The sequence below is a fragment of the Flavobacterium sp. HSC-61S13 genome (genome assembly GCF_024171535.1).
Lineage (GTDB): Bacteria > Bacteroidota > Bacteroidia > Flavobacteriales > Flavobacteriaceae > Flavobacterium.
Map to the genome: position 1 here is coordinate 59,871 of NZ_JALJZV010000013.1, position 25,895 is coordinate 85,765.

Genomic DNA, 25,895 nt, shown 5'->3' on the forward strand with positions numbered 1-25,895 from the left:
AAAATAGATTGCATGGAAAATATTGCATTAATTGAATCATTTTCAGAGTTTAAAGACGATAAACTTATCGACAGAGTTACACTAATGGCAATTTTGGAAGATGTATTTAGAAATGCATTGAAGAAGAAGTATGGTTCAGATGATAATTTTGATATCATTATCAATCCTGATAAAGGAGATATGGAGATCTGGAGAAATCGTGTTGTAGTTGCAGATGGAGAGGTAGAAGATGAGAATTCTGAGATTTCACTTTCTGAAGCTAGAAAAATTGAGCCCGACTTTGAAGTAGGTGAAGATGTATCTGAGGAAGTAAAATTAATACAATTGGGAAGAAGAGCGATTTTGGCTTTGCGTCAAAATTTGATCTCAAAAATCCATGAGCACGATAATACCAACCTTTACAAACAATTTAAAGATCTTGTAGACGAAGTATATGCTGCAGAAGTGCACCATGTTCGTCCAAAAGCTGTAATTTTGGTTGATGATGAAGGTAATGAGATTATTCTTCCAAAAGAAAAACAAATTCCTGCTGATTTCTTTAGAAAGGGAGATACAGTAAGAGGGATAATAGAAAGTGTAGAATTAAAAGGTAATAAGCCACAGATTATTATGTCTAGAACTTCAGAGAAGTTTTTAGAAAAATTATTTGAACAAGAAATCCCAGAAGTTGCTGACGGACTAATCACGATTAAAAAAGTGGTTCGTATCCCAGGGGAAAAAGCTAAAGTTGCCGTTGATTCATACGATGATAGAATTGATCCTGTAGGTGCTTGTGTTGGTATGAAGGGGTCAAGAATACACGGAATTGTACGTGAGTTAGGGAATGAAAACATTGATGTTATCAATTATACCACCAATACACAATTATTTATCACTAGAGCCTTGAGTCCAGCAAAGATCAATATGATCAAATTGGATGAAGTGGCGAAGAAAGCCAGTGTTTATTTGAACATTGAAGAAGTTTCTAAAGCGATTGGACGTGGTGGTCAAAACATTAAATTGGCAGGATTACTTACGGGCTATGAATTAGACGTAATGAGAGATGCTGCAGACCTTTCGAGTGACGATGACGTTGAATTATCAGAATTCAAGGATGAAATAGAGAGCTGGGTAATTGATGAGTTTGCTAAAATTGGATTGGATACTGCTAGAAGTATTCTAAAACAAGATGTTGCCGATTTAGTAAGAAGAACCGATCTTGAAGAAGAAACCATTCTTGAAGTAATACGAATTCTTAAAGAAGAGTTTGAAGACTAGGAAAAAACATCAACACAACTCATTAAAATACACTAAAAAGATAATATGTCTGAAGAAAGAGTAAAAAGAATAAATCAAGTTTTAAGGGAATTAAATATTTCTCTAGATAGAGCTGTGGATTATCTGAAAACCAAAGGTTTTGAGATCGAAGCAAGTCCAAACGCTAAGATATCTAAAGAGGAGTATGGTGTTTTGTGTAAACAATTCTCTGCCGACAAGGGGAAGAAAGAAGCTTCTATAGAAGTGAGTGAAGAGAAAAGAAAGGAAAAAGAAGCTCTTAAAGTAGAGCGCGATAGAGAAATTGAAGTAAAACGCAAACAAGACGAGGAGCGTATCAAACGCGAACAAGAGGTAATTCGCGCAAAAGCGGAAGCTATTGCTGCAATCAAACCTGTTGGTAAAATTGATCTTGAACCTAAAAAACCGAAAGTTTCTTCAGACGATACAGTGGTTAAAAAACAAGTGAAACCAGAAATTTTGGAAGCTAAATCTGAAGAAGTGCAAGCCAAGCCAGTAGAGAAAAAATCTAAAGGGCCTAGTGGAACTGTTAGTGATAAAAAAGTTGTTGTTGCCGAGAAAAAGGAAACACCTTCAGAAAAACCAACAGCAGTTGTGTCTTCTGAAGAACAAACAACTGAGGTGAAATCCACCGAAAATAAAGTTGTTGAAGCTAAGATAGAATCAAAAGAAGTTGGTCAAGGCGAAGCAGTTACAGAAGAAGAAGTAGTTAAGACTAATTACCAAAAGCTTTCAGGAACTACTTTTACGGGACAAACCATCGATTTGTCTCAGTTTAACAAGCCTAAAAAGAAGAAGGAAGAACCTAAAAAAGATGATCCTAAAAAAGGTGGCGTAGCTGCGAAGCCGGGTGCTGCAAATGCTGCTGCTGCTAAAAATAAGAGAAAAAGAATTCCTTCTAAACCGGGAGCTAACACCGGGACGGCTAATGCTGCTGGTGGTGGTGCTCCAAGACCTGCTGGAGCTGGAAATAAATTTGGAAATAGAACTTCCCCTAACTACAAAGGTAATAACAACAGAAATGCAGCGCCAGTTGTAAAAGTTGAACCTACTGAGGAAGAGGTTAAAAACCAAATTAAAGAAACTCTAGAGCGTTTACAAGGAAAAGGAAACCGTTCTAAAGCGGCGAAATATCGTAGAGATAAAAGAGATACGCACCGTAAGAAAACGGATGACGAACAAAGAGCTATTGAAGAAGGAAGCAAAACTTTAAAAGTAACGGAATTCGTTACTGTTGGAGAAGTAGCAACGATGATGGATGTGCCTATTACTAAAGTAATCGGAACTTGTATGTCTTTGGGTATCATGGTTACCATGAACCAACGTTTGGATGCGGAAACTTTAACGATTGTTGCAGATGAATTTGGTTTTGAAGTAGAATTTACAACAACAGATATCGAGGAATCGATTGAAGAAGTAGTGGATAAAGCGGAAGATTTAAAACCTAGAGCTCCAATTGTTACCGTAATGGGACACGTGGATCACGGTAAAACATCTTTGCTGGATTATATTCGTAATACCAATGTTATTACAGGAGAGTCTGGAGGTATCACGCAACATATTGGTGCTTACGGAGTAACTTTAGAGGGTGGTCAACAGATCACGTTCCTAGACACACCTGGTCACGAGGCCTTTACAGCCATGCGTGCTCGTGGTGCTCAAGTTACCGATATCGTAATTATTGTTATTGCGGCGGATGATGATATCATGCCACAAACCAAAGAGGCGATCAGCCATGCTCAGGCAGCTGGTGTTCCATTGATTTTTGCTATCAATAAAATCGATAAGGATACAGCAAACCCAGAGAAAATTAAAGAAAAATTAGCAGCAATGAACTTGTTGGTGGAAGCTTGGGGAGGTACTTACCAATCTCAAGATATCTCGGCCAAAAAAGGTATTGGTGTAAAAGAACTTTTGGAAAAAGTATTGCTTGAAGCAGAAATGTTGGAGCTGACTGCAAATCCAGATAAGTTAGCTGTGGGAACTGTAGTTGAAGCATTCCTTGATAAAGGTAGAGGATTTGTTTCTACTGTTTTGGTTCAATCCGGTACTTTACGTGTAGGTGACTATATGTTAGCAGGTAAACACCACGGTAAGGTTAGAGCGATGCATGACGAAAGAGGAAATGCCGTTAAAGAGGCGGGTCCTTCTAAACCTATTTCTGTATTGGGATTAGATGGCGCACCTACTGCTGGTGATAAGTTCAACGTATTCTTAGAAGAACGTGAAGCAAAACAAATTGCTGCGAAACGTACTCAGTTGATTCGTGAACAATCAGTAAGAGCGCAAAGACATATTACTTTGGCTGAGATTGGACGTCGTATTGCTTTAGGTGACTTTAAAGAGTTGAATATTATCTTGAAAGGGGATGTGGATGGTTCTGTTGAGGCACTTTCTGATTCCTTCTCTAAACTATCTACTGAAGAAATTCAAATCAATATTATCCATAAAGGAGTTGGAGCTATTACAGAATCTGACGTATTGTTGGCATCAGCATCTGATGCAATCATTATCGGATTTAACGTTCGACCAATGGGTAATGCGAAACAATTAGCCGATAAAGAAGAAATCGATATCAGAAACTACTCGATCATCTATGATGCAATTGACGACTTAAGAGACGCTATGGAAGGCATGCTTTCCCCAGTGATGAAAGAAGAAGTTACGGGTACTGCTGAAATTAGAGAATTGTTTAAAATCTCTAAAATTGGAACCATTGCTGGATGTATGGTTACAGATGGTAAAATCTTCAGAAACTCTAAAATCCGCTTGATCCGTGAAGGAGTCGTTATTTACACTGGTGAATTAACCGCTTTAAGACGTTTCAAAGACGATGTAAAAGAAGTTGCTAAAGGTTATGATTGTGGTATTCAAGTGAAGAATTACAACGATATTAAAGAACTCGATTTAATTGAAGCTTTCCAACAAGTGGAGGTGAAAAAGAAATTGTAAAGATCTTTTCTAATATATTTACAAAAGGCTGTCCCAAAAGGACAGCCTTTTTTCGTTGTTCGTGATTCGTGATTTTCCGGCTCCCGAGCCCCTTCTAGTCACTGATTACTGATTACGGATCACTAAAAGTATTGCCTGTTCATAAACGAGAACCTTCGACTCCCGATTTTCGACTCCCGATTTTCGACTCCCGATTTTCGACTCCCGATTTTCGACTCCCGATTTTCGACTCCCGATTTTCGATTTTCGACAATTTTTACTGACAACTTGTCGAAATGTAATTTTGGCGCAAGATTTGTTATATATTTATCACACATATATAAAAAATATAGAGATGGGATTTATATTAATGGGAATAATCATGCTGGCAAGTTGGCTTGTTGGTGCTCGATTAAAAAGTAAGTTTGAGAAATATTCTAAATTGCAATTGCAAAATGGGATGAGTGGAGCGGAAATTGCTCAAAAAATGTTAGCTGATCACGGGATTAGAGATGTGAGAGTGATATCGACGCCAGGTCGTTTGACCGATCATTATAACCCTGCTGACAAAACGGTGAATTTAAGTGAAGCGGTATATAATGAACGAAATGCTGCTGCTGCTGCTGTAGCTGCACACGAAGTAGGCCATGCTGTTCAGCATGCTACGGCTTATAGATGGTTGGAAATGCGATCTAAGTTGGTGCCAGTGGTGAGTGTGGCGTCGTCCTATATGCAGTGGATTCTATTGGCGGGTATTTTGATGTTAAACACTTTTCCGCAGTTATTGTTGGTGGGTATTATCCTTTTTGCAATGACTACGCTGTTTTCTATAATTACGTTGCCTGTGGAGTATGACGCGAGTCATAGAGCCTTAAAATGGCTTGAAAATAAGCATATGTTGACCCAGCAAGAGCATGCAGGAGCTAAGGATTCCTTGACCTGGGCTGCAAGAACTTACCTCGTGGCTGCTTTGGCTTCTATTGGGACGCTTTTATATTATTTGATGATCTATATGGGAAGAAGAAATTAATGGCTTCTGACGCGATAAAAAAAAGCTTTATGAGAAATCATAAAGCTTTTTTGCTTTTGGTAAAAGGATATTTTATTTTGATGTTTTTTCGACCAAAATACAGTCCAGCGATAATGAGTATTCCGCCAGTGATTTGAATAAAGCCAAGCACTTCGCCGTCTACTAGTCCCCACATAAAAGCTACTATCGGCATCAGTAGCGAAACAGAGGATGCAAAGCTAGCAGAAGTTTCGCCTATTAATTTATAGTAAAATATATTGGCCAAAACACTGCCGAATAGCGAGAGTGTAAAGATATAACCAACTCCTTCCCAAGCGTTGTCTTTTTGACTAAACACTTCAAAGAAGCCCGATAGATAAAGCGCGATAATTGCTGGAATAAATAAAACCAATTCAATAAAGGCGGTCCAAGCCAAAGGTGAAATATCCCCCATGTATTTTTGGGTTAATAAACCACTAAACGCGTACATCATTGCAGCTATGATCAGTAAAACAAAATAAAACCACTGGCTCTCGCCTCCATGACCTTCGGAACTACTGGTTTGTAATAGTAGTATAACACCAATAAAAGCAAGTGTAACGCCTGTTAATTCTCCAAAGTTGGTTTTATATTTAAAAAAGATGGCCCCGAGAACAATGACAAAAATAGACATCAGTGCATTCATAATTCCCGCGATAGAACTGTCTAAATGCATTTCAGCTAAAGGAAATAAAAACATCGGTATAAAACTACCGACTACGGCGCATATAGTGAGCCAAGGATAGTTTTTCTTCGGGAATTTTTTGCGGTGTATAAAAGCGGTAGGTAAAAGCATTATTCCAGCAAATACAACTCTTAACGAACCTACTTGATACGGACTAAAGCTATTAAGTCCCTTTTTTATAAGAATAAAAGAAGATCCCCAGACCAAAGATAATATCAAAAGTGTCAACCAGTTTTTTAAAGTAATTTTCAAAATTATATTTTTAAAATTTCTGCAAAAGTACTGCTTTATCAGTTAGTATATAAAGTTATTTATATACGGTCAGCGAGAAACTGTGGCGGGCAAATTCTCTGAGATGTTTATAGCTCGATTTCTATAGTAATCGGTAAGTGATCAGACAACGAGCGTGCCTCTTCCAAACTATTAAAGGAGCGATAGAAGTGTACGGCTTCCGATTTTTTAATTTCTATATAGTCGGGATGAGCTATAAAATTATCGTAGGCCGATGCAAGGCAGTCATCTTCAATGCATTTTTGACGTAAACTGGTTTTTTGGTTTACAAAAGCCGGTTGATAACCCAACTTTTTAAGAGGATTAAAAACGGAATGGGTTTCAGGACAGTTAAAATCTCCCAGAACTATCAGATGATTGGTTTTGTAGTATTTGGGGTAATGTTTAAAATATTTTATTTCCCTTTCGGGTTGATGTTTTTTCGGAACAGCGTGAAAGTTGATCAAAGTAAAGATACTCTGTTGGTACTTGAAGCGAATGATAAAAGGTTCTCGTTCTATAACATCTTTAAAAAAGTGATCTAAAAACGGTCTGCCTTGTAATTTGACTTGATTTGTTTTCCAAAGATAGGCATAACGTTCTGATCTGTAGAGAGAGCTGTCGGTTGGATCGCTTATCGCGTAATCCCATTTGCTTCCCGTGCGATTGAGCTCTTCCGCTAATCTAGCGACAGCTTGTGGGCCGCCATATCCAGCAACAACTTCTTGAATAGCAATGATATCAGTGTCTTTTAAGGTTTGAGCTATAAATAGTATTTGGTTATCGCTCTTTGACTTTCCAAAATTTTTAAGGTTCCACGAGCTGATTTTAATTTGTGCCTGACTCAGGTTGAAAAACAATAAAAATAAAAAGAGATAACGCATTTGGCTTTGAAAGTTATGGATTCAAATATATTTAATAACATGCGAAGCTACAAAAAAAAGGGCGGTCTATTAGACCGCCCTTACAAAACTGAGAAATAGTATTATTTCTTTAGAATTTTTTTCACTTCTTTGTTTTTTCCATCCATTACGGTGATCATATAAATTCCGGATTGGGTATTGCCAAGACTGATTTCTTGCTCGAATTTACCGGTGTTTTTATAAGATTGATTAAAAATCAGACGACCTCTTAAGTCGTGTATCGCAACGGTTATATCAGCAGTAGATTGTGATTCAAATTGTATGCTGAATAAATCATTGGTTGGATTTGGGTATAGGGCAAAATCATTAAGTCCAAAGTTTTCTGTACTCGCTGTTGCACCACCAGTAATGGTAAATTCTTTTGAAACGGTATAATATATATTTCCGACTGCTTCAATTAGAATTCTACAGTTGTTTGATGAATAATCAGGGACAAGAATTGCTTCATTACCATCATTAGGAGTATTTGCCTTGATGATAGTAAAGGTTTGACCGTTGTCTGCAGAGAATAAAATATTTACTAGATTCGTGTTGATACCATTTGCTGTTGTACCTGCTACATCCCAAGTGACGGTTTGTGACGACTTAGCGGTCCATTCTTCCTTGCCGGAATTGGGGTATGTCACTAAGAAGGGACCGGTATTTGAAACGGTTATTTGAGTGTTGTCAATAGCCGTTTGTCCGCCCAATTCTATATTGTTATCCCTTGCAATTACATTAAAATTTAAAGTTCTTGCTGTTGATGGAAGTACTTCCCAAGTTGAAAGGGTGCCGTTTAGGACAGTTTCAAATTGAGGAAAGTATCTTACTAATTCTTTTGTAGGTTTAAAAACTCTGAATTGAGAACCGCCTGTGTTAGTTGATATAGGAGGTTGTACAGAAGACTCCTTGTCTATTTGTTCCCATGAGTACGTGAAGTAAGTTGTTTCTATGCCGGGATTGGTTGCGGTTAGTTTAAAAGGAGTGCTTTTGGGTATGGTATAGTTTGTGCCGGCATCAACTATTATTGGTGTATTAGTTTTATCTGTGTTGGTAGAACAGTTTCCTCTGTTGAGGATAAAGCTGTTGATTTGATCGATGCTTACCGAGTGGAAAAATGGATCAGAATTGGCTTGAACATTAGGTGAACATACACCAGCGTATCCCATTATAGTGCTTCCGCTGCCAGGTTCTACAGCAGTGTCTGGCATGATATTACCATTACAATTGCTGCTAAAAGTATGCCCTGCTCCAAATTGATGTCCCATTTCATGAGCTACAAAATCAACATCAAAGGGATCTCCTATCGGATTTGGCGAGCCCGTGATTCCCATAGCCTTAGTATAAGGATTACAAGGTGTTTGAAGTTGTGCAAGTCCACCGCCTCCAGTACTAACGGTGTGGCCGATATCATAGTTGGTGTTTCCGATAGTCTTATCAATAACCTTTTGACTTTGAGAAATTAATTGATTGGCATTGTTATTATTAAACTCATCGGTATCAATGAAGATTAGTTTGTCGTTGTCGTCAACTAATATCATTCGAATTGATAGATCTCTCTCATAAATGAAATTCACTCGTGTCATTGTGGCTACCATAGCAGATAATACAACGGCTTTTTTAGATTCTTCGTCCATTAATGGGATGCCAGACGCAAGAGCTTGATCCAAATGGAATTTGGCATATTCAATAGTACATGCCATGGCTAAGCGATATTCTCTAAATGTACGAGCTGCGGTTTGAGCGCGATTTTTCGGGCTAATAGGGTAAAAATCCGTATTGTTGGGTATGTAACTTTCATCAACCAAACAATTGATTCCGCTGTGATTTTGCAAGGATTCTCGATTGTAAACTATATAGTTTTCTTGATCCTTTGTATAAGCATCAATATACGTAATACCTGCTTTATCCGAGTATTTTACGGCCTGTAGACCGAAGGCAGTAATGCTAAATCGTATCGTCGTACTGGCATCTTCTAAACTTTTACCAATGTAGGAGCTGATTTGCGGATATTTTTTTGAAAGCGCAACGGACATCACAGGGGCTTTAAAAATTTTAAAACGCTCCATTTTACCATTCGAATCAGGGAAAGAAGTAATGGTATGGGTACTTGGGTTGCTATCCTCTAAAGGAGCTTGCTGTACGATATTTGATAATCCTTTTAAATCGAGTTGAAAAACGGTATACTCGGATGGAATAGAAACTCTCTCAGTTTTTTCAATTGTAGATAGTTCCTTTAACGAAATGCTTTTCCACGTATGGTTTTGTGCATTTGCGTAAAAAGTTACGAATACAAGAATCAAAACACTCCAAAGGTGCTTGTTTTTCATAATTGATGGTTGGTTTTTATGTTTGTAACAAACAAATGTATCTTTTTTTTTAAAACCGGGCTTCATTACCGTGAAAAAAGATGATAAAAGGCTGTTTAAAAGCGGTATGACAAATAACTTTTCGACATATACTGGAAATACAATCAATTTTTACTGCATTCTTTTTTAATCTTAAATCAGGAAACACTAAATTTGATAAAAAAAATTGAAAACGTTTTCTTCTATATATAATTTTCATGCTCAGCAAAAAACCATAGTCACATTAGGGACATTTGATGGGGTTCACTTGGGGCATCAAATGATTATTCGTAAATTAGTATCGGCTAGCGCGCTTATGGGAGGAGAGAGTCTGGTTTTGACCTTTTTTCCTCATCCGAGAATGGTCTTAAAACAAGATGATACCATTAGGTTGTTGAACACCATGAGCGAGAAAATTGAACTTTTGGAACGATATGGTTTAGACAATTTGGTCGTTCATAAATTTGATGCCGATTTTTCACAATTAAGTGCAGAGGATTTTGTTGCTCAGATATTGGTGAAGCAGTTTAACGTTGGGAAAATTATTATTGGTCACGATCATCGGTTTGGTAAGAATAGGACTGCGGATATACATGATTTAAGAAATTTCGGCTTAAAATACCATTTTGAAGTGGAAGAAATATCTGCTCAAGAGATCGACCATGTTTCTATCAGTTCTACGAAAATTAGAAAGGCTCTGGAAATTGGAGATATCGCGATGGCCAATGAGTATTTGGGATATGATTACTTTTTCTCTGGTATCGTAGTGTCTGGTAAAAAATTGGGTAGAACTATAGGATATCCCACGGCCAATATTGAAGTAACAGAAAGTTACAAGCTCATTCCTAAAAACGGGATTTATATCGTGACTTCGGAGTTGGAAGGTAAAACGATCTGCGGTATGATGAGTATTGGAATAAATCCTACATTCGAGAATCACCCGTATACGATTGAAGTTAATTTCTTGGATTGGGAGGGTGATTTATACGGTAAAAATCTGAAGATTTCTGTGCACGAGCGAATTCGTGATGAAATGCGATTTGATCAATTTGATTTGTTAATTGAGAAAATTCGAGAAGATGAACAAATAACAAGGAAGTATTTTATAGAACATGTTTAAAAAATTTTCGCAACAGATAGACAATGCTCCACTGATTTTATTCCGAATGTTTTTCGGATTAATATTTGTGTGTGAATCATTTGGCGCTATTTTTACAGGTTGGGTTCGTATAAATCTCGTAGAGCCACAATTGACTTTTTCCCATATTTATATGGATTGGTTACAGCCCTTGCCTGGCAACGGAATGTATTACTATTTTATACTGATGGGATTGGCTGCAATTGGAGTGATGTTGGGGTATCGGTATCGTTTAAGTATTATTTTATTGACATTGCTGTGGGCTGGAGTTTATTATATGCAAAAGACATCTTATAATAATCATTATTATTTGATGCTGCTCATTTGCTTATATATGTGTTTTATGCCGGCAAATCGGTATGCATCGCTTGATGTTAAATCGGGTAGGGTGACGCAAAAATTGACGATGTTTGCCGCTTGTTCTTATTTGTTTATCATTCAAATCACCATATTGTATTTTTACGCTACTGTAGCCAAATTCTATCCGGATTGGCTCGATGGAACTTTTAGTAAAAATCTGTATGCTGGACTTGTCAATTCACCGGATTTTTTTAAGAATATATTTGCGGAACCGTGGTTTTATATGTCGATAACCTATTTGGGGATTCTCTTCGATGGTTTGATTGTGCCACTGTTATTTTGGAAAAAGACTCGTAATTTCGCAGTCATCATTTCGCTTGTTTTTCATTTATTTAATTCATTTACCTTACATATCGGGGTCTTTCCATATTTTGCTTTGAGCTTTGCAATATTCTTTTATGATCCCAATGATATTAGAAAATGGTTTTTTAAAAAGAAACCGATAGCCGAAGTGGATGCTAGCACATCCGAAAAAATACCTGTGGGAATAATGAGTTTTTTGACGGTTTTTCTGGTGTTTCAATTGTTGTTGCCTTTAAGGCATTGGGTTATTCCTGGTAACGTGCTTTGGACAGATGAGGGGCATCGGTTGAGTTGGCGTATGATGCTACGTCAGCGCGGTGGATACACTAATTATACGGTAGAAGATAAGGTGACTGGGCAAAGGTGGAGGTACCAACTGGAAGAGCGCTTAGAGCAAAAACAGCAGTCCAGATTAACCTCTCCTGATATGATTTGGCAAATGGCTCAATACATCAAAAAGGAATATGCTGAACTCGGGCAAGACGTTAGTGTGTTTGCGGATAGCTGGGTGTCGATAAATCAACGTCCTTATAGTGTTTTTATAGATCCAACGGTGGATTTAGCCGCTGTGAATTGGAACTATTTTGGGCACAATGAATGGATAGTCGAAAGCCCTTTAGAAGATAAAAATTAAGACTCGTATTTTTCTAAATGAAACGCACCGTCATACATACCGTAAGTAAAATAGTTAATCCAATCTCCTAAATTGATATACCGGCTGTTTTTACCAACTTCGATGTCCATCGGTAAGTGCCGATGACCAAAGATGAAATAATCGTAATGCGCTTCCTGCAGTTTTCTTTTGGAGTAGAGTACCAGCCATTCATTCTCTTCTCCTAAGAAAGTGACATCTTCGGCTCCAGAGATCAATTTGTTTTTGACGGATAAGTATTGGCCTAGGCGAACACCGATATCCGGATGTAGCCAACGGAATAGCCATTTTGAAAAAGGATTTGTAAATACTTTTTTCATTCTTTTATAGCCGTAATCTCCAGGTCCTAGGCCATCTCCGTGACCGATAAAAAACGTTTTTCCATTGATGTCAAAAACTTGAGGTTGGTGAAAAACTGGAATTCCGAGCTCTGTGATAAAATAGTCGTCCATCCACAAGTCGTGATTCCCTACAAAAAAGTAGATCGGAATACCGGAATCTCTTAATTGGGCGAGTTTACCTAATATGCGTACAAAGCCTTTGGGTACGACTGTTTTGTATTCAAACCAAAAATCAAATAGATCACCTAAGATAAACAAAGCACCCATTTCAGATTCCTTATCGTTTAGCCAGCGAAGAAACTTCTTCTCGCGGGGTAAACTTTTCTCTGAAGTAGGGGCTCCGAAATGTTGATCAGAAGCGAAGAATATCTTTTTGTCGGTTTGAATTTGAATTTTCAAAGGATATGTTTTTTAATTATCTGAAGCATGCCATTCAGCATACGAGGATTCGGTTTCTTGTAAACGCAGTGAATACAATTCTATTTCCTGTGGTAAACGCGAACTGATTCGCTGTGCAAAATCTATAACCATATTCTCACTGGTTGGCTGATAATCAACTAGAATAACATGATGCCCACGATCTTTTAATTCTTTAGCTAAATCGATATGCGGTGTGTTTTGATTAAAAACCGTTGCATGATCAAATTGATCGACAACCTCTTCTTTGACAATCTTTTTTAAATCGCCAAAGTCGATTACCATACCGTATTTAACATTGTCCGGGTTTGAATTGGGATAACCAATAACGGTAACAGCTAATTTATAACTGTGTCCGTGTACATTTTTACATTTCCCATCGTAACCATACAACGCATGACCCGTTTCAAAAGTAAATTGTTTGGTAATTCTAATTTTAGGCATAATATTATTTTTTGCAAATTTACTAAAAATTATCGGACTACTTGGTCGATTGTAGTAGCTAAAATAGCGCTGGTTTTCTGTGAAATAGCTATTCCTTCTTAAACTGATTTAGTGCTTTTTTAGTAAAATCAGATAAAACGAGTTTGCCTGAAATCGCGGCCCTTTCGGTTAAAAGCTGATCCCAATGTGCGGTGCCTTCCCAGAAAATTTTCTTCATTTCAAGAAGTGCTTCTGGATTGTATTTCGAAATACGTTGTGCAAATTCAGCGGTTTTTTGATCTAATTCTTCGGTGCTTTCACAAAGTTGGGCAAACAATCCCTTTTGTAAGGCCCAATCGGCCGTTTTCCATTCGTGTGCGGCCAAAGACATTTCCGTAAAGGCGTTTTTACCTATCTTTTTAGAAACAACTGGTTCGATGACAAAAGGACCAATTCCAATAGCTAATTCAGACAGCTTTATCGCACTGTTGTTTGTGGCAAAACAATAATCGCAGGCGGCAGCTAGTCCAACACCTCCTCCAACGGCTTTGCCATGAATTCTTCCGATGAATATTTTATTGCTCTTTCTGATGGCATTGATTACTAAGGCAAAACCCGAAAAGAAAGCAGTGCCTTGTGCTGCGTTATCTATAGCGAGCAATTCGTCAAAAGAAGCTCCTGCGCAAAAGGCACCCGTACCTTTGCTTTCTAGAATAACAGTAGTTATTTGGTTATCGTCGTTTAAGGTGTTTATGGTGTCTTTTAGTGCGTGAAGCAAACTGCTTGGAAAGGAGTTGCTTGCGGGGTGAGAAAATAGAATTCGAGAGACGTTGGCTTCTCGCGTTACTTCTATGGATCCTTCAGTGAAATTGGTGTTCATATTTTTTTCTTCAAAAATAATTAAAATAAATCGGTAACGGCTCGTACATAACAGAATTGTGTGCAAAGCAGGATTTTAATATAGCGTCGATGACAAGTCGGCTAGTTAAATAATATTCTCTATTTGCGATTTTTAAAAAGACACTGCCTTGCAGCTTAAGCTGAGTTGTTGTTTATATAGCCTTGTTAATGAAGGCTTTATTTTTATTAAAAAAATTTGGTGGACGTAATTTTTCCATATTAAAGACAGAATAGTCAATTTTGTTTTCAATAATAAGGTTGAGGAAGCTGATTTTCAACATAAATTGCGATTATGCTAATTAAATTAGATTTTTAGTCGGTATAAATTCTCTATTTGCGATTAAATAATTTCAATAATCGCTTTTTTTCTTTTTTTTAATGACAAAATGTATTAATTTTGAGATTAAATGACGATAGGCTATTATTTATAAATTTTATAGATCGAATTATCTTGAGTCTTAATGTTAGAACCGGATCCTTTTTTAAAATAACGATATGAAATCAATTAGCACTTTAGCCACTCTTAAAGAAAGAGTCCTCGGACTGTTTCTTATTCTATTTGTTTTCGTATTGGGAGCCACTTCTTATGCACAGACAAAGTCATATGCAACGGTGACAGCTGCGGTTACTGATGGTGGGAATTTTCTAACCGCTTCTGGAGTCAAAGACGAAGTCAAGGCGCAATCAGCTAGTTTATCGGAATTTGCTGTTATGACCACCGATGTAGCTTTGGGTTTAGGTGCAGTGAAAATTGGAGGAAATGCAGGACTGCAATTGAAGTTTCCATCAAATAGAGCGGCTGGTGCTACGACTTATGTTCGCGTTGATAAGCCCGTGCAAACTGGATTAAGTTTGGATTTAGGGGGCTTGTTGGGCTTGTTTGGTACTAGTATTAATGCGGAGTTGTATTCCGGTGCAACTGCGGGAAGTAATGGTACAAAGATTAGCACAGCTGTAGAAACAAAGGTTGTTATTGATGCTGATGGTAATTATTATATTGCCGTAATTCCAGTTGCTGGAGCAGTGTATAATTCTGTTCGTATAAACTTAGTATATCCGAGTAATTTCTTAACTTTAGTAGGTAGTATAAAACTGAATGTCTATCATGCGTTTACGTTTGACAACAGTAGTTCGGGACTGGCTCTATTCTCTGATTTTGGAACGAGTACAGGACTTAATTTGTTGCCTTTAACAGATATGGTGCAAAACCCCCAGAATGCTTTAGTTACTGATGATACTAAGTTTAGTACCATCAGTTTAGGAACTTTAGCTGTGGCGGGGAGTGCTTTCCAAACTTTTTATTTCAATGGGAAATCGCAACCGGGTGATTATGTGAAAGTGAAGTTCGGTATTGGCGGCGCTGGTGCTTTGGATGTGAATTTGATCGGGAGTTTTGAAATAAAATTATACGATGGCGCTAATTTGGTTTTTAGAAAAAAATTAGATGGTGGCCTGGTTAATGGACTCGATCTTTTGGGATTATTGAATTCAGGAGGAGTCATCAGTATGCCTATTATTGGTCCTGGAGTAGATTTCGATCGTGTGGCTATCGGTGTAAATGGTACGGTATCTCTAAACTTGGCGAGCAATCCTTTAAAAGTATATAGTGTAGAGCGTTTTGGTGCTTCGCATCCAGATCCCAATCCTTTTGTGCCGCCAGTTACCCCGCCCATGTTAGTCAATAAAAATTGTGCATCCGTTTTTGTTAGTTCGTCTTATGCAAGTATGGGGACTAACGTGGCCGATGGTAATAATAATACTTTTGCCACTTTAGAAGCGAGTTCCGGCGTTATTGTTGGAGTGGGGGCATATTCTGGTCACGTGGAGATGGGATTTGCAACTCCAGTGCCTGCAAAAACAACTACTTATGTTCGTATTGGTTTTGATGAGGATAAATTATTGGGATTGCTTGATGGATCTCTCGGTGCGCTTGTGGCTAATGTAGTTGATAATGTGTTGTTGGGAAGTCACTATTTTACCATAGAAGCAAAAAGTAATGGTGCAACCGTTTTCTCGCGATCGAGTAATGTCGCTTTCAATAAGCAAGCTTTAGATCAAGGGAATGGATCGGTAAAAATAGTTCAGGATAAAAGTGGTAACTTCTATGCAGCGATTACATCTGATGTCGCTTTTTCTAATATTCGAATTACGGAAAAACTCGGTTCTCTCATAGGGCTTGGAACTACAAAAAATATGACGGTTTATCATGCGTGTTTCGCATTAGCACCACCACCTTGTGAGCAAGCTGTGGATACTTATTCAAAATCTGTAGGTATAAGTTTGGATTTATTAGGTGTTGGTGGTGCTGGAGTAAAAAATGCCCATCATGTCATAGATCTAAATGCAACTACTAGGTCAGAAATTAACTTGGGACTAGCAGGTGTAGGAGCCAGTTTGTTTCAATACGTGGACTTCCTAGGGCTTTCTGCTAAGGAGGATTATTTTAGAGTAAAAATAGCCTTAAATAACGGGTCTTTAGCGGATATTAGTGTGCTGTCAAACATACAGATTAAAGCTTTTAATGGGGACGTGGAGGTCTTTTCTCAGGCCTTAAATAGCGATGTGCTTGGGGTGGATTTATTGGGATTACTAAAAACGGGACAAGCTGTTTCCTTGGCTTTTGGTCCCGGAAAACCATTTGATAGAATAGCTATTGGTAAATCGGCTCTGGTCGATGTCAACTTACTGAGCTCTCCACTATATGTATACGGAATAGAACGATATAGTTTAACTTGTCCGGATCCGAATCCGCTACCCACTCCGACACCAACCGTGTCGCCGTTTACAACTCCAGCATGTGCAACTAGTATCATTGATTTTGGAGGAACCAATTTCCCTTATAATGCCGTAGATGGTAATCACGATACCGCCGCAATTCTAACATCGGGCACCGGTGTTGCTCTAGGAGCAGGTGGATATACGAGTTTTGTAGAATTAGGTTATACTGCAGCGGTTGCGGCTCAAACAACATCATATATCAGAATTGACATGGAATCTACGGTTCTTCAAAATTTGTTAGGAGGTAGTTTGGGGAATCTTTTAGGGAATGTAGTTGGAGGAGTAGCTTTGGGAAATCATTATTTTGATGTAGAAGTAAAACGTGCAGGAGGTTCGTCAATTTTTACAGCCTCTAGTGCTTTGGGCTTTGGAACTCCAATGGTTAAGATTGTTCAAGACAAAGATGGAAGATATTATATCGCTGTAACGGCAAATGAAGCTTATCAAAGTGTGCGTATTACGCAACATTTAGCTGCATTGGTGGGGTTAAATAAAACCGCTGAGATGAAGGTGTACAATATGTGTAGAGAAACGGTAACTGATACTTGTGAGCAAGCGAGCTTCACTTCTTATGACGGTACCGGATTGAATTTGAGTCTGGCAGGAATCAGTAAAGCAGGTGTTTCAGATCCGTACTTTGTGATCGATGGCAATTCAGGAAATTACTCCACTATAAACTTGGGAATCGCAGGCGTAGCAGCAAGTGTATATCAAAATATTTATTTTAAAAGCCCTTCTTTAAAAACGGATTTACTGCGTATCAAGGTACAAATGGAACAGTCTAATTTAGTGACTTTAGATTTACTAGGAGCTTACAGGGTAAAGTTATATCGTGGGAACACCTTGGTTTACAACAAAACTTTACAAAGTGGGTTGATTAACAATATCGATTTATTAGGCTTGTTAAATAGTGGTAGTTTACAAGAATTAACCTTGAAACCGGGAGTGATTTTCGACCGTGTACAATTTGGAATCGAATCACTAGTATCTATAACTACGGGAGCACCTTTGCGCTTGTATGCTGTGCAGCGTCTTTCAGATACTTGTCAAGATCCGGGAGTTGAACAACCGCCTTATGTTGCGCCAGTATGTGCGAGTAACGTACTTAGTCAAGCGAATACAGATTTATCGTCTAATATAGTCGATGGAAACCACAACAGTTATGCTGTTGTTCGTTCAAAAGGTGGGGTAATTGGACAACTGGGTGCTTATGAAGGCTATGTGGAGGTCGGTTTCCCTGGTGGAGCGAATGTGGTTGCAGGAACGACTACCTATCTTCGAATCGATACCGATGCTACCTTATTGGAGTCTTTGTTGGCTGGAAGTGTAGGTGGTGTTGTGGGTAAAATTTTGGGTAATGTTGTTTTGGGAGATCATTATTTTAGAGTAGATCTAAGAGGAACTGATGGACTCATTAAATTAAGTGGAACCAGTGCAAATAACTTTACATCGGTCAGTGATCAAATCAAAATAGTACAAGATAATAAAGGACGTTACTATATCGCAATTACTTCAAAGGTAGATTATAAGAGCGTTCGAATTACCAATACAACGAGTAGTTTGTTGGTAGGGCAGCAAAATGATATTCACATTTATGGGATGTGTTATGAAACCGACTTCAGCGGTTGTTCGGTTCCTTTTACTACTTCAGTAGACGGTTCAGGCGTAAGTTTAACTGCTGTAAATGTAGGTAATTACGGAGTTACTCATGCAGATAGAGCATTGCCAAACAATAACAATAGCGACTATTCGGAATTGAGTTTGGGAACGGTAGCAGTGGCTTCAACCATTCAGCAAAATATACATTTTAATAAAGAAATCACAGCCAATTCTATTTTCAAATTAAAGATGGCTCTAGGTACGGGAGTCTTGACTTTGGATTTACTTGGTAATGTGGAACTGGTAGGATATTCCAAAGGACTTCAGGTGTGGGTTAAAGATCTGCCGACAGCTGTTTTAGGAAATATCAATTTATTGAACCTGCTAAATAATGGGCAAATTGCCGATTTAACTTTCGCAACCAGCACGAAGGTAGATGCCGTGGCAGTTCGTTTAAAATCGTTGGTTTCTGTCAATGTAACACCAAATCTTCGATTGTATCATCTTTACCAAGATTGTTTGGCGCGATTGACGAGACCCTGTATCATTTCTAATAAGACCTTGACACAGAAAATAAAAAAATAAGCATAACACTTAACACAAAAATACTATGAAAAGAATTACACTATCAGTAGCATTCCTCCTATTTGGGGGAGCTTACATGGCAAATGCACAGGTTGGAATTGGTACGCCTACTCCAAATGCCTCATCCCAATTAGATATCGTATCCGAAAACAGTGGGGTACTAATTCCAAGGGTGAAATTAAATAGAACGGATGAATTTGGTCCTATTAAAGGGGCTCCGGCTGGGGTTCAGAGTTTGTTGGTTTATAATACACAAACTATAGCCGACGTTGTACCAGGGTTTTATTATTGGGAAAACGCCAAATGGAATAGAATCATCAATCAAACAGATTTAGAAACAGCTATAAATAATTTCGGAGGAGATCTTACAGAAATTAAAAAACTAGTTAGTTTTATCTTGCCTAGTAGTCCGGTTAACAATCCAGCTGTACCGCAAACTCATACTACGATGGTTTATAATCCAACGACCAAGCAGATTTCTTTTGTAACATACGATACGGCTACGAGTTCATACAAAACGGATTTGGTTGATGTTGCTTCTTTAGTTGCAGGTGCGGAGACGAAAACCTTTATTAGAACCATTACGGCAGCGGGTGGTAACGTACAGCATATCTATTTCGGAGAGCAAGCTATTCAAAATTGGATTGCAGCGAATCCAGCAACCAATACGGTAGTTAATATTCCTGATAATGCTCCAGGTGGTGTAACCATTGATGCAGGAGCAGATATCGTACAGAACTTTGAGAATATTTTAAATCAAACTACGACCTATGGTGTTGGTACGATGACGATTAAAAATATCATTAAAGAACTGGCAGGTGTTGCAGACGGAAACGTAATTTACAAAAATATTGGTGTCTCACCTGCTGTAGAATGGGTTTTTCAATATTGGAACGGTACGGCGTATACAACGATTACACTTGGTGACCTAATAAAGGAGAACGAAACGAAAACCAGAATCCTTAAAACAACTGTAGATAGTGAAATCGTCTACAATTATGCTAACGAAGCGAATAAGCCTGATGCAACTGGTGTGTCGACCGTTGGTACTCCGGATGTGATCAACGTAACAGCAGATATGATTACGTCAATCACCAATAACGAGAATGTTAAGACGGCGATTAAGAATGTTTTAAGAGGAGGAGGAAATGTATTTTATACCCTAACGGCAATTGCAGCGGGAGATAATGATGGAACGGCAATTCCTGCAGGATCTCTTTATACAGTGGATGCAGCGGGTAAGAAAATAGTCATAGATATCTCAGGTACTGTGATTACAGCTATTACTAATAACGCAGAGACTGTTAAGACGATATTAGGTGATAACTACAATCAAATTAACCATTTCAAAACTGGTGACACTTGGATCAATGGAAAACCGATCTATGCATTCAAATCAACTACGAATATTGTTGTGAATTCCGCAGTAGCTTCTACAGTTACTTTACCGGTTTCTGCTGATAATATTGTAAGTGTTAAATTGTATAAAGGAGGGAACTTGGTAACTTCATCCACTACGGATTTAGTATTAGCAGGAACTGCTCTGAATTTTAATATAGGAACTGGTAATATGTATAATATTTTACCAGTAGGATCGTATGAAGTTATTGTAGAGTTTACTCCTACTGTAGTTCCTGCGCCATAATCTATTCTATTGTTAAATAAGTCTGTGTAGCATTTTTTACATGGACTTATTTAAAAATAAATTAAACAAATTGCTGTTTACATTTGGTTTGTTAGTAGCGAACAAGTTGTGAGAGTAATCGACATTTGACAGTTAAAAATAATAATAAAAGTATATGAAAAATATTTACACCTTCGTATTTGCCCTGTTTGCTGTAACCGCATTTTCTCAAGTGAAAATAGGTACTAATCCGCAAACAATTAATGCCAATGCTATGTTAGAGATAGAGGGGGCGAAAGGACTTTTGTTACCCAGGTTGGCGCTAGAAAAAACAACTTTAGCGGCTCCACTAACTGCGCATGTCGCTGGGATGACGGTATATAATACGGCAACGGTAGAAGATGTTAAACCAGGGTTTTATTATAATGACGGTGTCAAATGGTCAAAAATGGTAACCACGGATGACAAGGCAGTGAAGTTTTTTTATATGCCTTCAATAACCTTTGATACCTCTCAAGATCGTTTAGCCCAAACGAAAGATCTGTTTACAGAGTACAAAAATCAATTTGCGTTAGCTACGCCTGGGCATCACGTGATCAGTGCTGGTGCACCAACTGCGGGAATACCCTATTTTGCAACAGCTACAGAATTGTATTATTATATCACAGAGTATGACACGGCTGTATTCTCTAATATAAGTATTAATGCTAATGGAGTGATGACCTACGATGTCAAAGCAGCAACAACAGACTGTTCTTTAATCAACATCGTTTTTGTTGTTAAATAACGATTGTTTTTGGAGTAAAAAATAGAATAAAGTGAGTATTAAATAGTCTATAACTCTTATATTATGAACAGAGAAAAGTTTTTAGTAACAACGGCAATCGGCCTACTGTTTTTTCCGTGTGTTACTGCACAGACGGTCAATACCGGCCAGCTGGTTATTATGCCTAAAACGGAAATGTCCACTTTGCTTGATCTGGAAAATAAAGAGTCTGGTATTATAATCAATGATGGTGTTTTTTATATTTATAAAAATTATCATAACGATGGTTTGTTTGAATATACAACAAATCGTACCACGGGGTATACCGTTTTTGAAAACAATAATCAGCAAGTGCAATTGTTGTCTGGACAACGTCCGAGTTCTTTTTTTGACGTATTATTCGACAATAAAAAAGAACTACGAGCCTTTGATCTAAAAAATGACTTTAGTGTTTCTGGTACAGCAAATTTTTTGAATGGAGTAGTGAAAGTGGACTCTTTAGACGGAGCGATGGTTTTTCAAAAAAATGCAACAACTATTAATGTTTCTAATAACAGTTATGCAGAGGGAGAAGTAGAAAAAATAGGAAATAAAGAGTTTACCTTTCCGGTAGGAGATGCGGGATTCTATCGCCGTGTCAAAATAGGAGCACCAACCAATATGATGGATTCTTTTCTAGGTAAGTATTATCTGAAAAACTCCAATGCTGGTCAGCCGCATCAAAATAAAAATGAAAGCATCAAATTTATCGATAATAAAGAATATTGGACCATTAATAAAAATGGTGCGACAAGCGATATTGTATTGACCTTGTCGTGGGATGAACAAACCACCTCCAAGGAGATAACCAATAAAGAATCCAAAAACCTTAAGATTGTACGCTGGGATGAAGCTGCGAAAATCTGGGTAGATGAAGGTGGGATTGTCAACTTTGAGGACAAAACAGTTACGACGATCACTCAAGTTGGGGGTTATGGTATTTTTACCTTGGCATTGGGACAGAAAGATATTATTCCTGAAGACACGGATAAAATCATCGTATACAATGCGGTTTCTCCAAATGGTGACGGTGATAACGATTATTTCTTCATCGAAAATATACAGAAGCATCCAAATAATACCGTAGAGATATACAACCGTTGGGGGGTAAAGGTTTTTGAAACTAAAAACTACGATTCAAGCGGCAATGTGTTTAGAGGAGTTTCAGACGGTCGATCGACCTTTAAGAAAGATGAAAAGTTGCCAACAGGTACTTATTATTATATATTAAAATACGAACTAATGGATCAGGCAGGTTCTCGAATGGAGAAACAAGCGGGCTATCTACATCTAGAAAATAAATAGAGTTAAATTTTAAAATAGTTTTATGTTGGTGGTTTAAAACGAGCTTTTTTATAAGAGCTCGTTTTTTATTTTAAATTACTTGATAAATAGATGCCTTCTAAGACTGTAAGTAGGGTTTGTGGAAGAAGTGTTTATCGATACGTCTAAAGTGTTTTAAATGCTATTAAATATCTTTCAAGCTTAGGAGATAGTCTATCCTATTTCTTCTGACTTCTCGGGAGGAGTTAAAATATTTTTTCGTTGCTCTTGTAGGGCATTGTAATAGGCAGCTCTACTCAAAGGTTCATATTCTTCGGTCTCTCCAAGTAATACCAAATTATTACTAGCCGCTTTTCGAAAGCTGTAGTGAGCCAAATTGCCTGTTCGCGTACAAACCGCATGAACTTTAGTGACATATTCTGCAGTGGCCATGAGCGCAGGCATGGGGCCAAAGGGTTTTCCTTTAAAATCCATATCCAGACCAGCAACAATGACACGGATACCTGCATTGGCCAAATCATTACAGACCGTCACGATTTCATCGTCAAAGAATTGGGCCTCATCAATACCAACAACATCACAACCGTCTGCCAATATTCGAATATTAGCAGCAGCGGGTACAGCGGTCGAACGAATTTCATTGAAGTCGTGAGATACGACATGCTCGTCGTCATAACGAGTGTCGACAGACGGTTTGAATATTTCGACTTTTTGTTTAGCAAATTGAGCGCGTTTTAATCGACGAATCAACTCCTCCGTTTTACCGGAAAACATCGATCCGCAGATCACTTCAATCCAACCAAATTGTTCTTTGTGATTAACGGGATTTTCGAGAAACATTTTGTAATTTTCAAGCTGTAACCAGCAGTTTTTTCTGTTACTTTTGTAAAAGGCAAATTTACCTAAAAAAGCTCGTGTATTTCTTAATCTAAAATAAAAATTATGAAGAAAGTATTAGAAGCAGATTTATTAAGCATCGCTCATCGAATACTGCAAATGAAAAATAAGGAGGATATTCACAATCTTTATCAGGAATCGAAAGAACTGTATGAGAAACTGTTGATTTTAAAATTTCATGAAGATAATTTTAATCTGATTCAACCCAATATTGCGCTTGAGGAAATTGAGGATAAGTTGGAAGAGGCTTACCAAGAGGAGGTTACAACTAGAAGCCAAATGCCGGTAGATCTGATGGAAGAAGAATATCCTATGGTTATTGAATCTGATGTTGAAAATCACAAAATACAAGAAGAACATTTTATACAAGATCAGGCGCTTAAAATTGAAGAGCCTGTAGAAGAGTCAGTCCAAGAACCGCAAACACTAACGTATACGGAAGCCGTTGTGAGCGAGCCTTTTGCAGAACAAATCGAAAAATCGGAGGTAGTTCGTTTTTTAGAAACAGAAGTTGAAGCTTCTGATGATGTCGAGCTAGCAAAAGAAGAGGGGATTTCTGAAACTGAAACTCCCGAAGAAGAAAATAAAGCAGATTTAGAACAGCTTTTAAATCAACATCTAATCAATACGGATGGTTTAGGTTTGGAGGAACAAGAGGCTTCGGTTATGGTTGAATCTAGCTTGGAAGACTCTTTTTTTGGAATAGATTATCAAGATGTTGATTTTGTTCGTGTAGAAGACATCGATAAGGTTGAGGAACAGAAGCAAGATTTGGTTTTTGAACCGATTGTGGGACGTCATAATTTTGAAGGCGAGCTGCCTGTGTCAGAGATGTTTCATGGTCATGTTAGCTCAGATGGAATTAAGGAAAAGGCTAAGTCGATCAACGATGCCTTCTCTTCGCATATTACAGTGAGCTTAAACGATCGCATTGCTTTTGAAAAAAATCTATTTAATGGTAGTTCTGAAGATTTTAATCGTGTACTGTCACAAATAAACACTTTGAATACTTTTGATCAAGCCGTGGCATTTATTGATGATTTAGTAAAACCCGACTACAACTATTGGTCCGGAAAGGAAGAATATGTAGGTCGCTTGATGGAGCTAATAGAGAAGCGTTTCGCTTAAAAAACAAGAATGGGAAAATTATATATAGTTCCAACTCCGATTGGAAATTTAGACGATATGACCTTTAGAGCGATTAAAGTTCTTAAGGAAGTTGATTTTATATTAGCAGAAGATACACGTAATAGCAGTAAACTGTTAAAGCATTTCGAAATTGGTACGCATATGCAAAGCCATCATATGCACAACGAACACAAAACGGTTGAGGGACTGGTTAAGCGGATGCAAGCCGGGGAAAATTTAGCCTTGATCTCTGATGCGGGAACACCAGCGATTTCTGATCCCGGTTTTTTGTTAACCAGAGCTTGTGTTGAAAACAATATTGAAGTCGATTGTTTACCAGGGGCAACAGCATTTGTTCCCGCATTAGTCAATAGTGGACTGCCCAACGATAAGTTCGTTTTTGAAGGATTTTTACCCGATAAAAAAGGAAGACAAACGCGCTATTTGATTTTAGCAGAGGAAACCAGAACGATGATATTGTATGTGTCACCTCATAAACTTATGAAGACTTTACAAGAGTTTAAAGAATATTTTGGAGTCGATCGTCAGATCAGTGTTTCCAGAGAATTATCAAAACTTCATGAGGAAACCGTTAGGGGGACTGTCGAGAAAGTTACACAGCACTTTGAGGTCAAACCGCCAAAAGGGGAGATCGTTGTGATTGTTGCAGGAAAAAAATAAAATACCGTTTAGAAAAGTTAAAAGTCAATGTATGCTGTTAAACAGTTATGCATTGACTTTTATTTTTAATAAATTTGATAAAAACATAAGAGATGTCACATAAAATAACGACCACTTGGCTAGAAAACATGCAATTTGAATCCACTAATCCCGGAGGGAATTTACGCATAGATGCTGGACCAGAATTTGGTGGCGAAGGTCAGGGATATCGTCCAAAGGCTTTAATGTTGTCTGCCTTAGCGGGCTGTTCGGGATTAGATGTTGCTTCGTTAATTAAAAAAATGAGATTGGAAGTGGCCGATTTTAAAATGATAACGGAAGGACTTCTTACGGAAACCGAACCGGCTATTTATCATACGGTTTTGGTGGATTATCACTTTTATGGAGCCGATTTAGATGAGGAGAAATTGACAAAAGCAGTGAACCTTTCCGTAGAGAAGTATTGCGGAGTCATGGAGATGTTTCGGAAATTTGCGGCAATCAAAATCAATATTCACTTTCATCAAATTTAATTTTATAGT

Annotated in this window: 19 protein-coding genes; 12 read left to right on the plus strand and 7 right to left on the minus strand. The window is 37.9% G+C overall.

Features of this window, described 5'->3' with window-relative positions; translation table 11 throughout:
- Positions 1-12: 12 nt before the first annotated feature.
- From nusA to L1275_RS12470, 3 genes are all read left to right on the plus strand, one after another.
- Entirely contained in the window at positions 13-1,257 is a 1,245-nt protein-coding gene (nusA, locus tag L1275_RS12460; RefSeq protein WP_219294735.1) for a transcription termination factor NusA, read from the plus strand.
- A gap of 45 nt (positions 1,258-1,302) precedes the next feature.
- On the plus strand, positions 1,303-4,227 hold the full coding sequence (infB, locus tag L1275_RS12465) for a translation initiation factor IF-2 (protein WP_253473680.1): 2,925 nt from the start codon (positions 1,303-1,305) through the stop codon (positions 4,225-4,227).
- 334 nt (positions 4,228-4,561) lie between these two features.
- On the plus strand, positions 4,562-5,236 hold the full coding sequence (locus tag L1275_RS12470; RefSeq protein ID WP_253473683.1) for a zinc metallopeptidase: 675 nt from the start codon (positions 4,562-4,564) through the stop codon (positions 5,234-5,236).
- A 37-nt stretch (positions 5,237-5,273) separates the two neighbouring features.
- Here the strand turns inward: L1275_RS12470 and L1275_RS12475 are convergent, their stop codons facing one another.
- From L1275_RS12475 to L1275_RS12485, 3 genes are all read right to left on the minus strand, one after another.
- Positions 5,274-6,191 carry a DMT family transporter gene (locus L1275_RS12475; RefSeq protein WP_253473685.1) on the minus strand — a complete coding sequence of 306 codons (918 nt, stop codon included), beginning with the start codon at positions 6,189-6,191 and terminating at the stop codon, positions 5,274-5,276.
- Between the two features lie 107 nt (positions 6,192-6,298).
- The gene (locus L1275_RS12480) at positions 6,299-7,093 is read right to left on the minus strand and encodes an endonuclease/exonuclease/phosphatase family protein (RefSeq protein ID WP_253473741.1); all 795 of its coding nucleotides are present in this window, start codon (positions 7,091-7,093) and stop codon (positions 6,299-6,301) included.
- A 101-nt stretch (positions 7,094-7,194) separates the two neighbouring features.
- Complete coding sequence (locus L1275_RS12485; RefSeq protein WP_253473744.1) at positions 7,195-9,441, minus strand: reprolysin-like metallopeptidase; 2,247 nt, start codon at positions 9,439-9,441, stop codon at positions 7,195-7,197.
- A 205-nt stretch (positions 9,442-9,646) separates the two neighbouring features.
- On the opposite strand from L1275_RS12485, the gene L1275_RS12490 reads away from it, so the two are divergent.
- Positions 9,647-10,579: a bifunctional riboflavin kinase/FAD synthetase gene (locus L1275_RS12490; protein WP_253473747.1), complete on the plus strand. Its 933-nt coding sequence runs from the start codon at positions 9,647-9,649 to the stop codon at positions 10,577-10,579.
- Positions 10,572-11,894 (plus strand): HTTM domain-containing protein, encoded by a 1,323-nt coding sequence (locus L1275_RS12495; protein ID WP_253473750.1) that lies wholly within the window; start codon positions 10,572-10,574, stop codon positions 11,892-11,894. The genes L1275_RS12490 and L1275_RS12495 overlap by 8 nt, the downstream gene beginning before the upstream one ends.
- Here L1275_RS12495 and L1275_RS12500 read toward each other — a convergent pair.
- The 3 genes from L1275_RS12500 to L1275_RS12510 all read right to left on the minus strand — a co-directional run bounded on the left by L1275_RS12500 (position 11,891) and on the right by L1275_RS12510 (position 13,973).
- On the minus strand, positions 11,891-12,646 hold the full coding sequence (locus L1275_RS12500) for a metallophosphoesterase (protein ID WP_253473817.1): 756 nt from the start codon (positions 12,644-12,646) through the stop codon (positions 11,891-11,893). The genes L1275_RS12495 and L1275_RS12500 overlap by 4 nt on opposite strands.
- A gap of 18 nt (positions 12,647-12,664) precedes the next feature.
- Positions 12,665-13,114, minus strand: coding sequence for a 6-carboxytetrahydropterin synthase (locus L1275_RS12505; RefSeq protein WP_253473753.1), 450 nt, complete (start codon positions 13,112-13,114; stop codon positions 12,665-12,667).
- An 88-nt stretch (positions 13,115-13,202) separates the two neighbouring features.
- On the minus strand, positions 13,203-13,973 hold the full coding sequence (locus L1275_RS12510) for an enoyl-CoA hydratase/isomerase family protein (RefSeq protein ID WP_253473756.1): 771 nt from the start codon (positions 13,971-13,973) through the stop codon (positions 13,203-13,205).
- Positions 13,974-14,488: 515 nt separating this feature from the next.
- On the opposite strand from L1275_RS12510, the gene L1275_RS12515 reads away from it, so the two are divergent.
- The 4 genes from L1275_RS12515 to L1275_RS12530 all read left to right on the plus strand — a co-directional run bounded on the left by L1275_RS12515 (position 14,489) and on the right by L1275_RS12530 (position 22,689).
- Positions 14,489-18,955, plus strand: a complete 4,467-nt coding sequence (locus L1275_RS12515; protein ID WP_253473759.1) for a hypothetical protein — start codon at positions 14,489-14,491, stop codon at positions 18,953-18,955.
- A 25-nt stretch (positions 18,956-18,980) separates the two neighbouring features.
- Positions 18,981-20,600, plus strand: coding sequence for a hypothetical protein (locus L1275_RS12520; protein WP_253473762.1), 1,620 nt, complete (start codon positions 18,981-18,983; stop codon positions 20,598-20,600).
- A 154-nt stretch (positions 20,601-20,754) separates the two neighbouring features.
- Positions 20,755-21,366 carry a hypothetical protein gene (locus tag L1275_RS12525; RefSeq protein ID WP_253473764.1) on the plus strand — a complete coding sequence of 204 codons (612 nt, stop codon included), beginning with the start codon at positions 20,755-20,757 and terminating at the stop codon, positions 21,364-21,366.
- 63 nt (positions 21,367-21,429) lie between these two features.
- Positions 21,430-22,689, plus strand: a complete 1,260-nt coding sequence (locus L1275_RS12530) for a gliding motility-associated C-terminal domain-containing protein (protein ID WP_253473767.1) — start codon at positions 21,430-21,432, stop codon at positions 22,687-22,689.
- 192 nt (positions 22,690-22,881) lie between these two features.
- Here the strand turns inward: L1275_RS12530 and L1275_RS12535 are convergent, their stop codons facing one another.
- Complete coding sequence (locus tag L1275_RS12535) at positions 22,882-23,508, minus strand: thymidine kinase (RefSeq protein WP_253473770.1); 627 nt, start codon at positions 23,506-23,508, stop codon at positions 22,882-22,884.
- Between the two features lie 102 nt (positions 23,509-23,610).
- On the opposite strand from L1275_RS12535, the gene L1275_RS12540 reads away from it, so the two are divergent.
- The 3 genes from L1275_RS12540 (at position 23,611) to L1275_RS12550 (ending at position 25,886) form a co-directional block, all read left to right on the plus strand.
- Complete coding sequence (locus tag L1275_RS12540) at positions 23,611-24,693, plus strand: hypothetical protein (RefSeq protein WP_253473774.1); 1,083 nt, start codon at positions 23,611-23,613, stop codon at positions 24,691-24,693.
- A gap of 9 nt (positions 24,694-24,702) precedes the next feature.
- The gene (gene rsmI, locus L1275_RS12545; protein WP_253473777.1) at positions 24,703-25,374 is read left to right on the plus strand and encodes a 16S rRNA (cytidine(1402)-2'-O)-methyltransferase; all 672 of its coding nucleotides are present in this window, start codon (positions 24,703-24,705) and stop codon (positions 25,372-25,374) included.
- Positions 25,375-25,466: 92 nt separating this feature from the next.
- Positions 25,467-25,886 carry an OsmC family protein gene (locus L1275_RS12550; protein ID WP_253473780.1) on the plus strand — a complete coding sequence of 140 codons (420 nt, stop codon included), beginning with the start codon at positions 25,467-25,469 and terminating at the stop codon, positions 25,884-25,886.
- Positions 25,887-25,895 lie beyond the last annotated feature (9 nt).

Excerpts from the sequence above, each read along its gene's own strand:
- nusA (WP_219294735.1), top strand. The coding sequence starts at position 13 with ATGGAAAATATTGCATTAATTGAATCATTTTCAGAGTTTAAAGACGAT.
- infB (WP_253473680.1), top strand. The coding sequence starts at position 1,303 with ATGTCTGAAGAAAGAGTAAAAAGAATAAATCAAGTTTTAAGGGAATTA.
- L1275_RS12470 (WP_253473683.1), top strand. The coding sequence starts at position 4,562 with ATGGGATTTATATTAATGGGAATAATCATGCTGGCAAGTTGGCTTGTT.
- L1275_RS12480 (WP_253473741.1), bottom strand. The coding sequence starts at position 7,093 with ATGCGTTATCTCTTTTTATTTTTATTGTTTTTCAACCTGAGTCAGGCA.
- L1275_RS12485 (WP_253473744.1), bottom strand. The coding sequence starts at position 9,441 with ATGAAAAACAAGCACCTTTGGAGTGTTTTGATTCTTGTATTCGTAACT.
- L1275_RS12495 (WP_253473750.1), top strand. The coding sequence starts at position 10,572 with ATGTTTAAAAAATTTTCGCAACAGATAGACAATGCTCCACTGATTTTA.
- L1275_RS12505 (WP_253473753.1), bottom strand. The coding sequence starts at position 13,114 with ATGCCTAAAATTAGAATTACCAAACAATTTACTTTTGAAACGGGTCAT.
- L1275_RS12510 (WP_253473756.1), bottom strand. The coding sequence starts at position 13,973 with ATGAACACCAATTTCACTGAAGGATCCATAGAAGTAACGCGAGAAGCC.
- L1275_RS12515 (WP_253473759.1), top strand. The coding sequence starts at position 14,489 with ATGAAATCAATTAGCACTTTAGCCACTCTTAAAGAAAGAGTCCTCGGA.
- L1275_RS12520 (WP_253473762.1), top strand. The coding sequence starts at position 18,981 with ATGAAAAGAATTACACTATCAGTAGCATTCCTCCTATTTGGGGGAGCT.
- L1275_RS12525 (WP_253473764.1), top strand. The coding sequence starts at position 20,755 with ATGAAAAATATTTACACCTTCGTATTTGCCCTGTTTGCTGTAACCGCA.
- L1275_RS12530 (WP_253473767.1), top strand. The coding sequence starts at position 21,430 with ATGAACAGAGAAAAGTTTTTAGTAACAACGGCAATCGGCCTACTGTTT.
- L1275_RS12535 (WP_253473770.1), bottom strand. The coding sequence starts at position 23,508 with ATGTTTCTCGAAAATCCCGTTAATCACAAAGAACAATTTGGTTGGATT.
- L1275_RS12540 (WP_253473774.1), top strand. The coding sequence starts at position 23,611 with ATGAAGAAAGTATTAGAAGCAGATTTATTAAGCATCGCTCATCGAATA.
- rsmI (WP_253473777.1), top strand. The coding sequence starts at position 24,703 with ATGGGAAAATTATATATAGTTCCAACTCCGATTGGAAATTTAGACGAT.
- L1275_RS12550 (WP_253473780.1), top strand. The coding sequence starts at position 25,467 with ATGTCACATAAAATAACGACCACTTGGCTAGAAAACATGCAATTTGAA.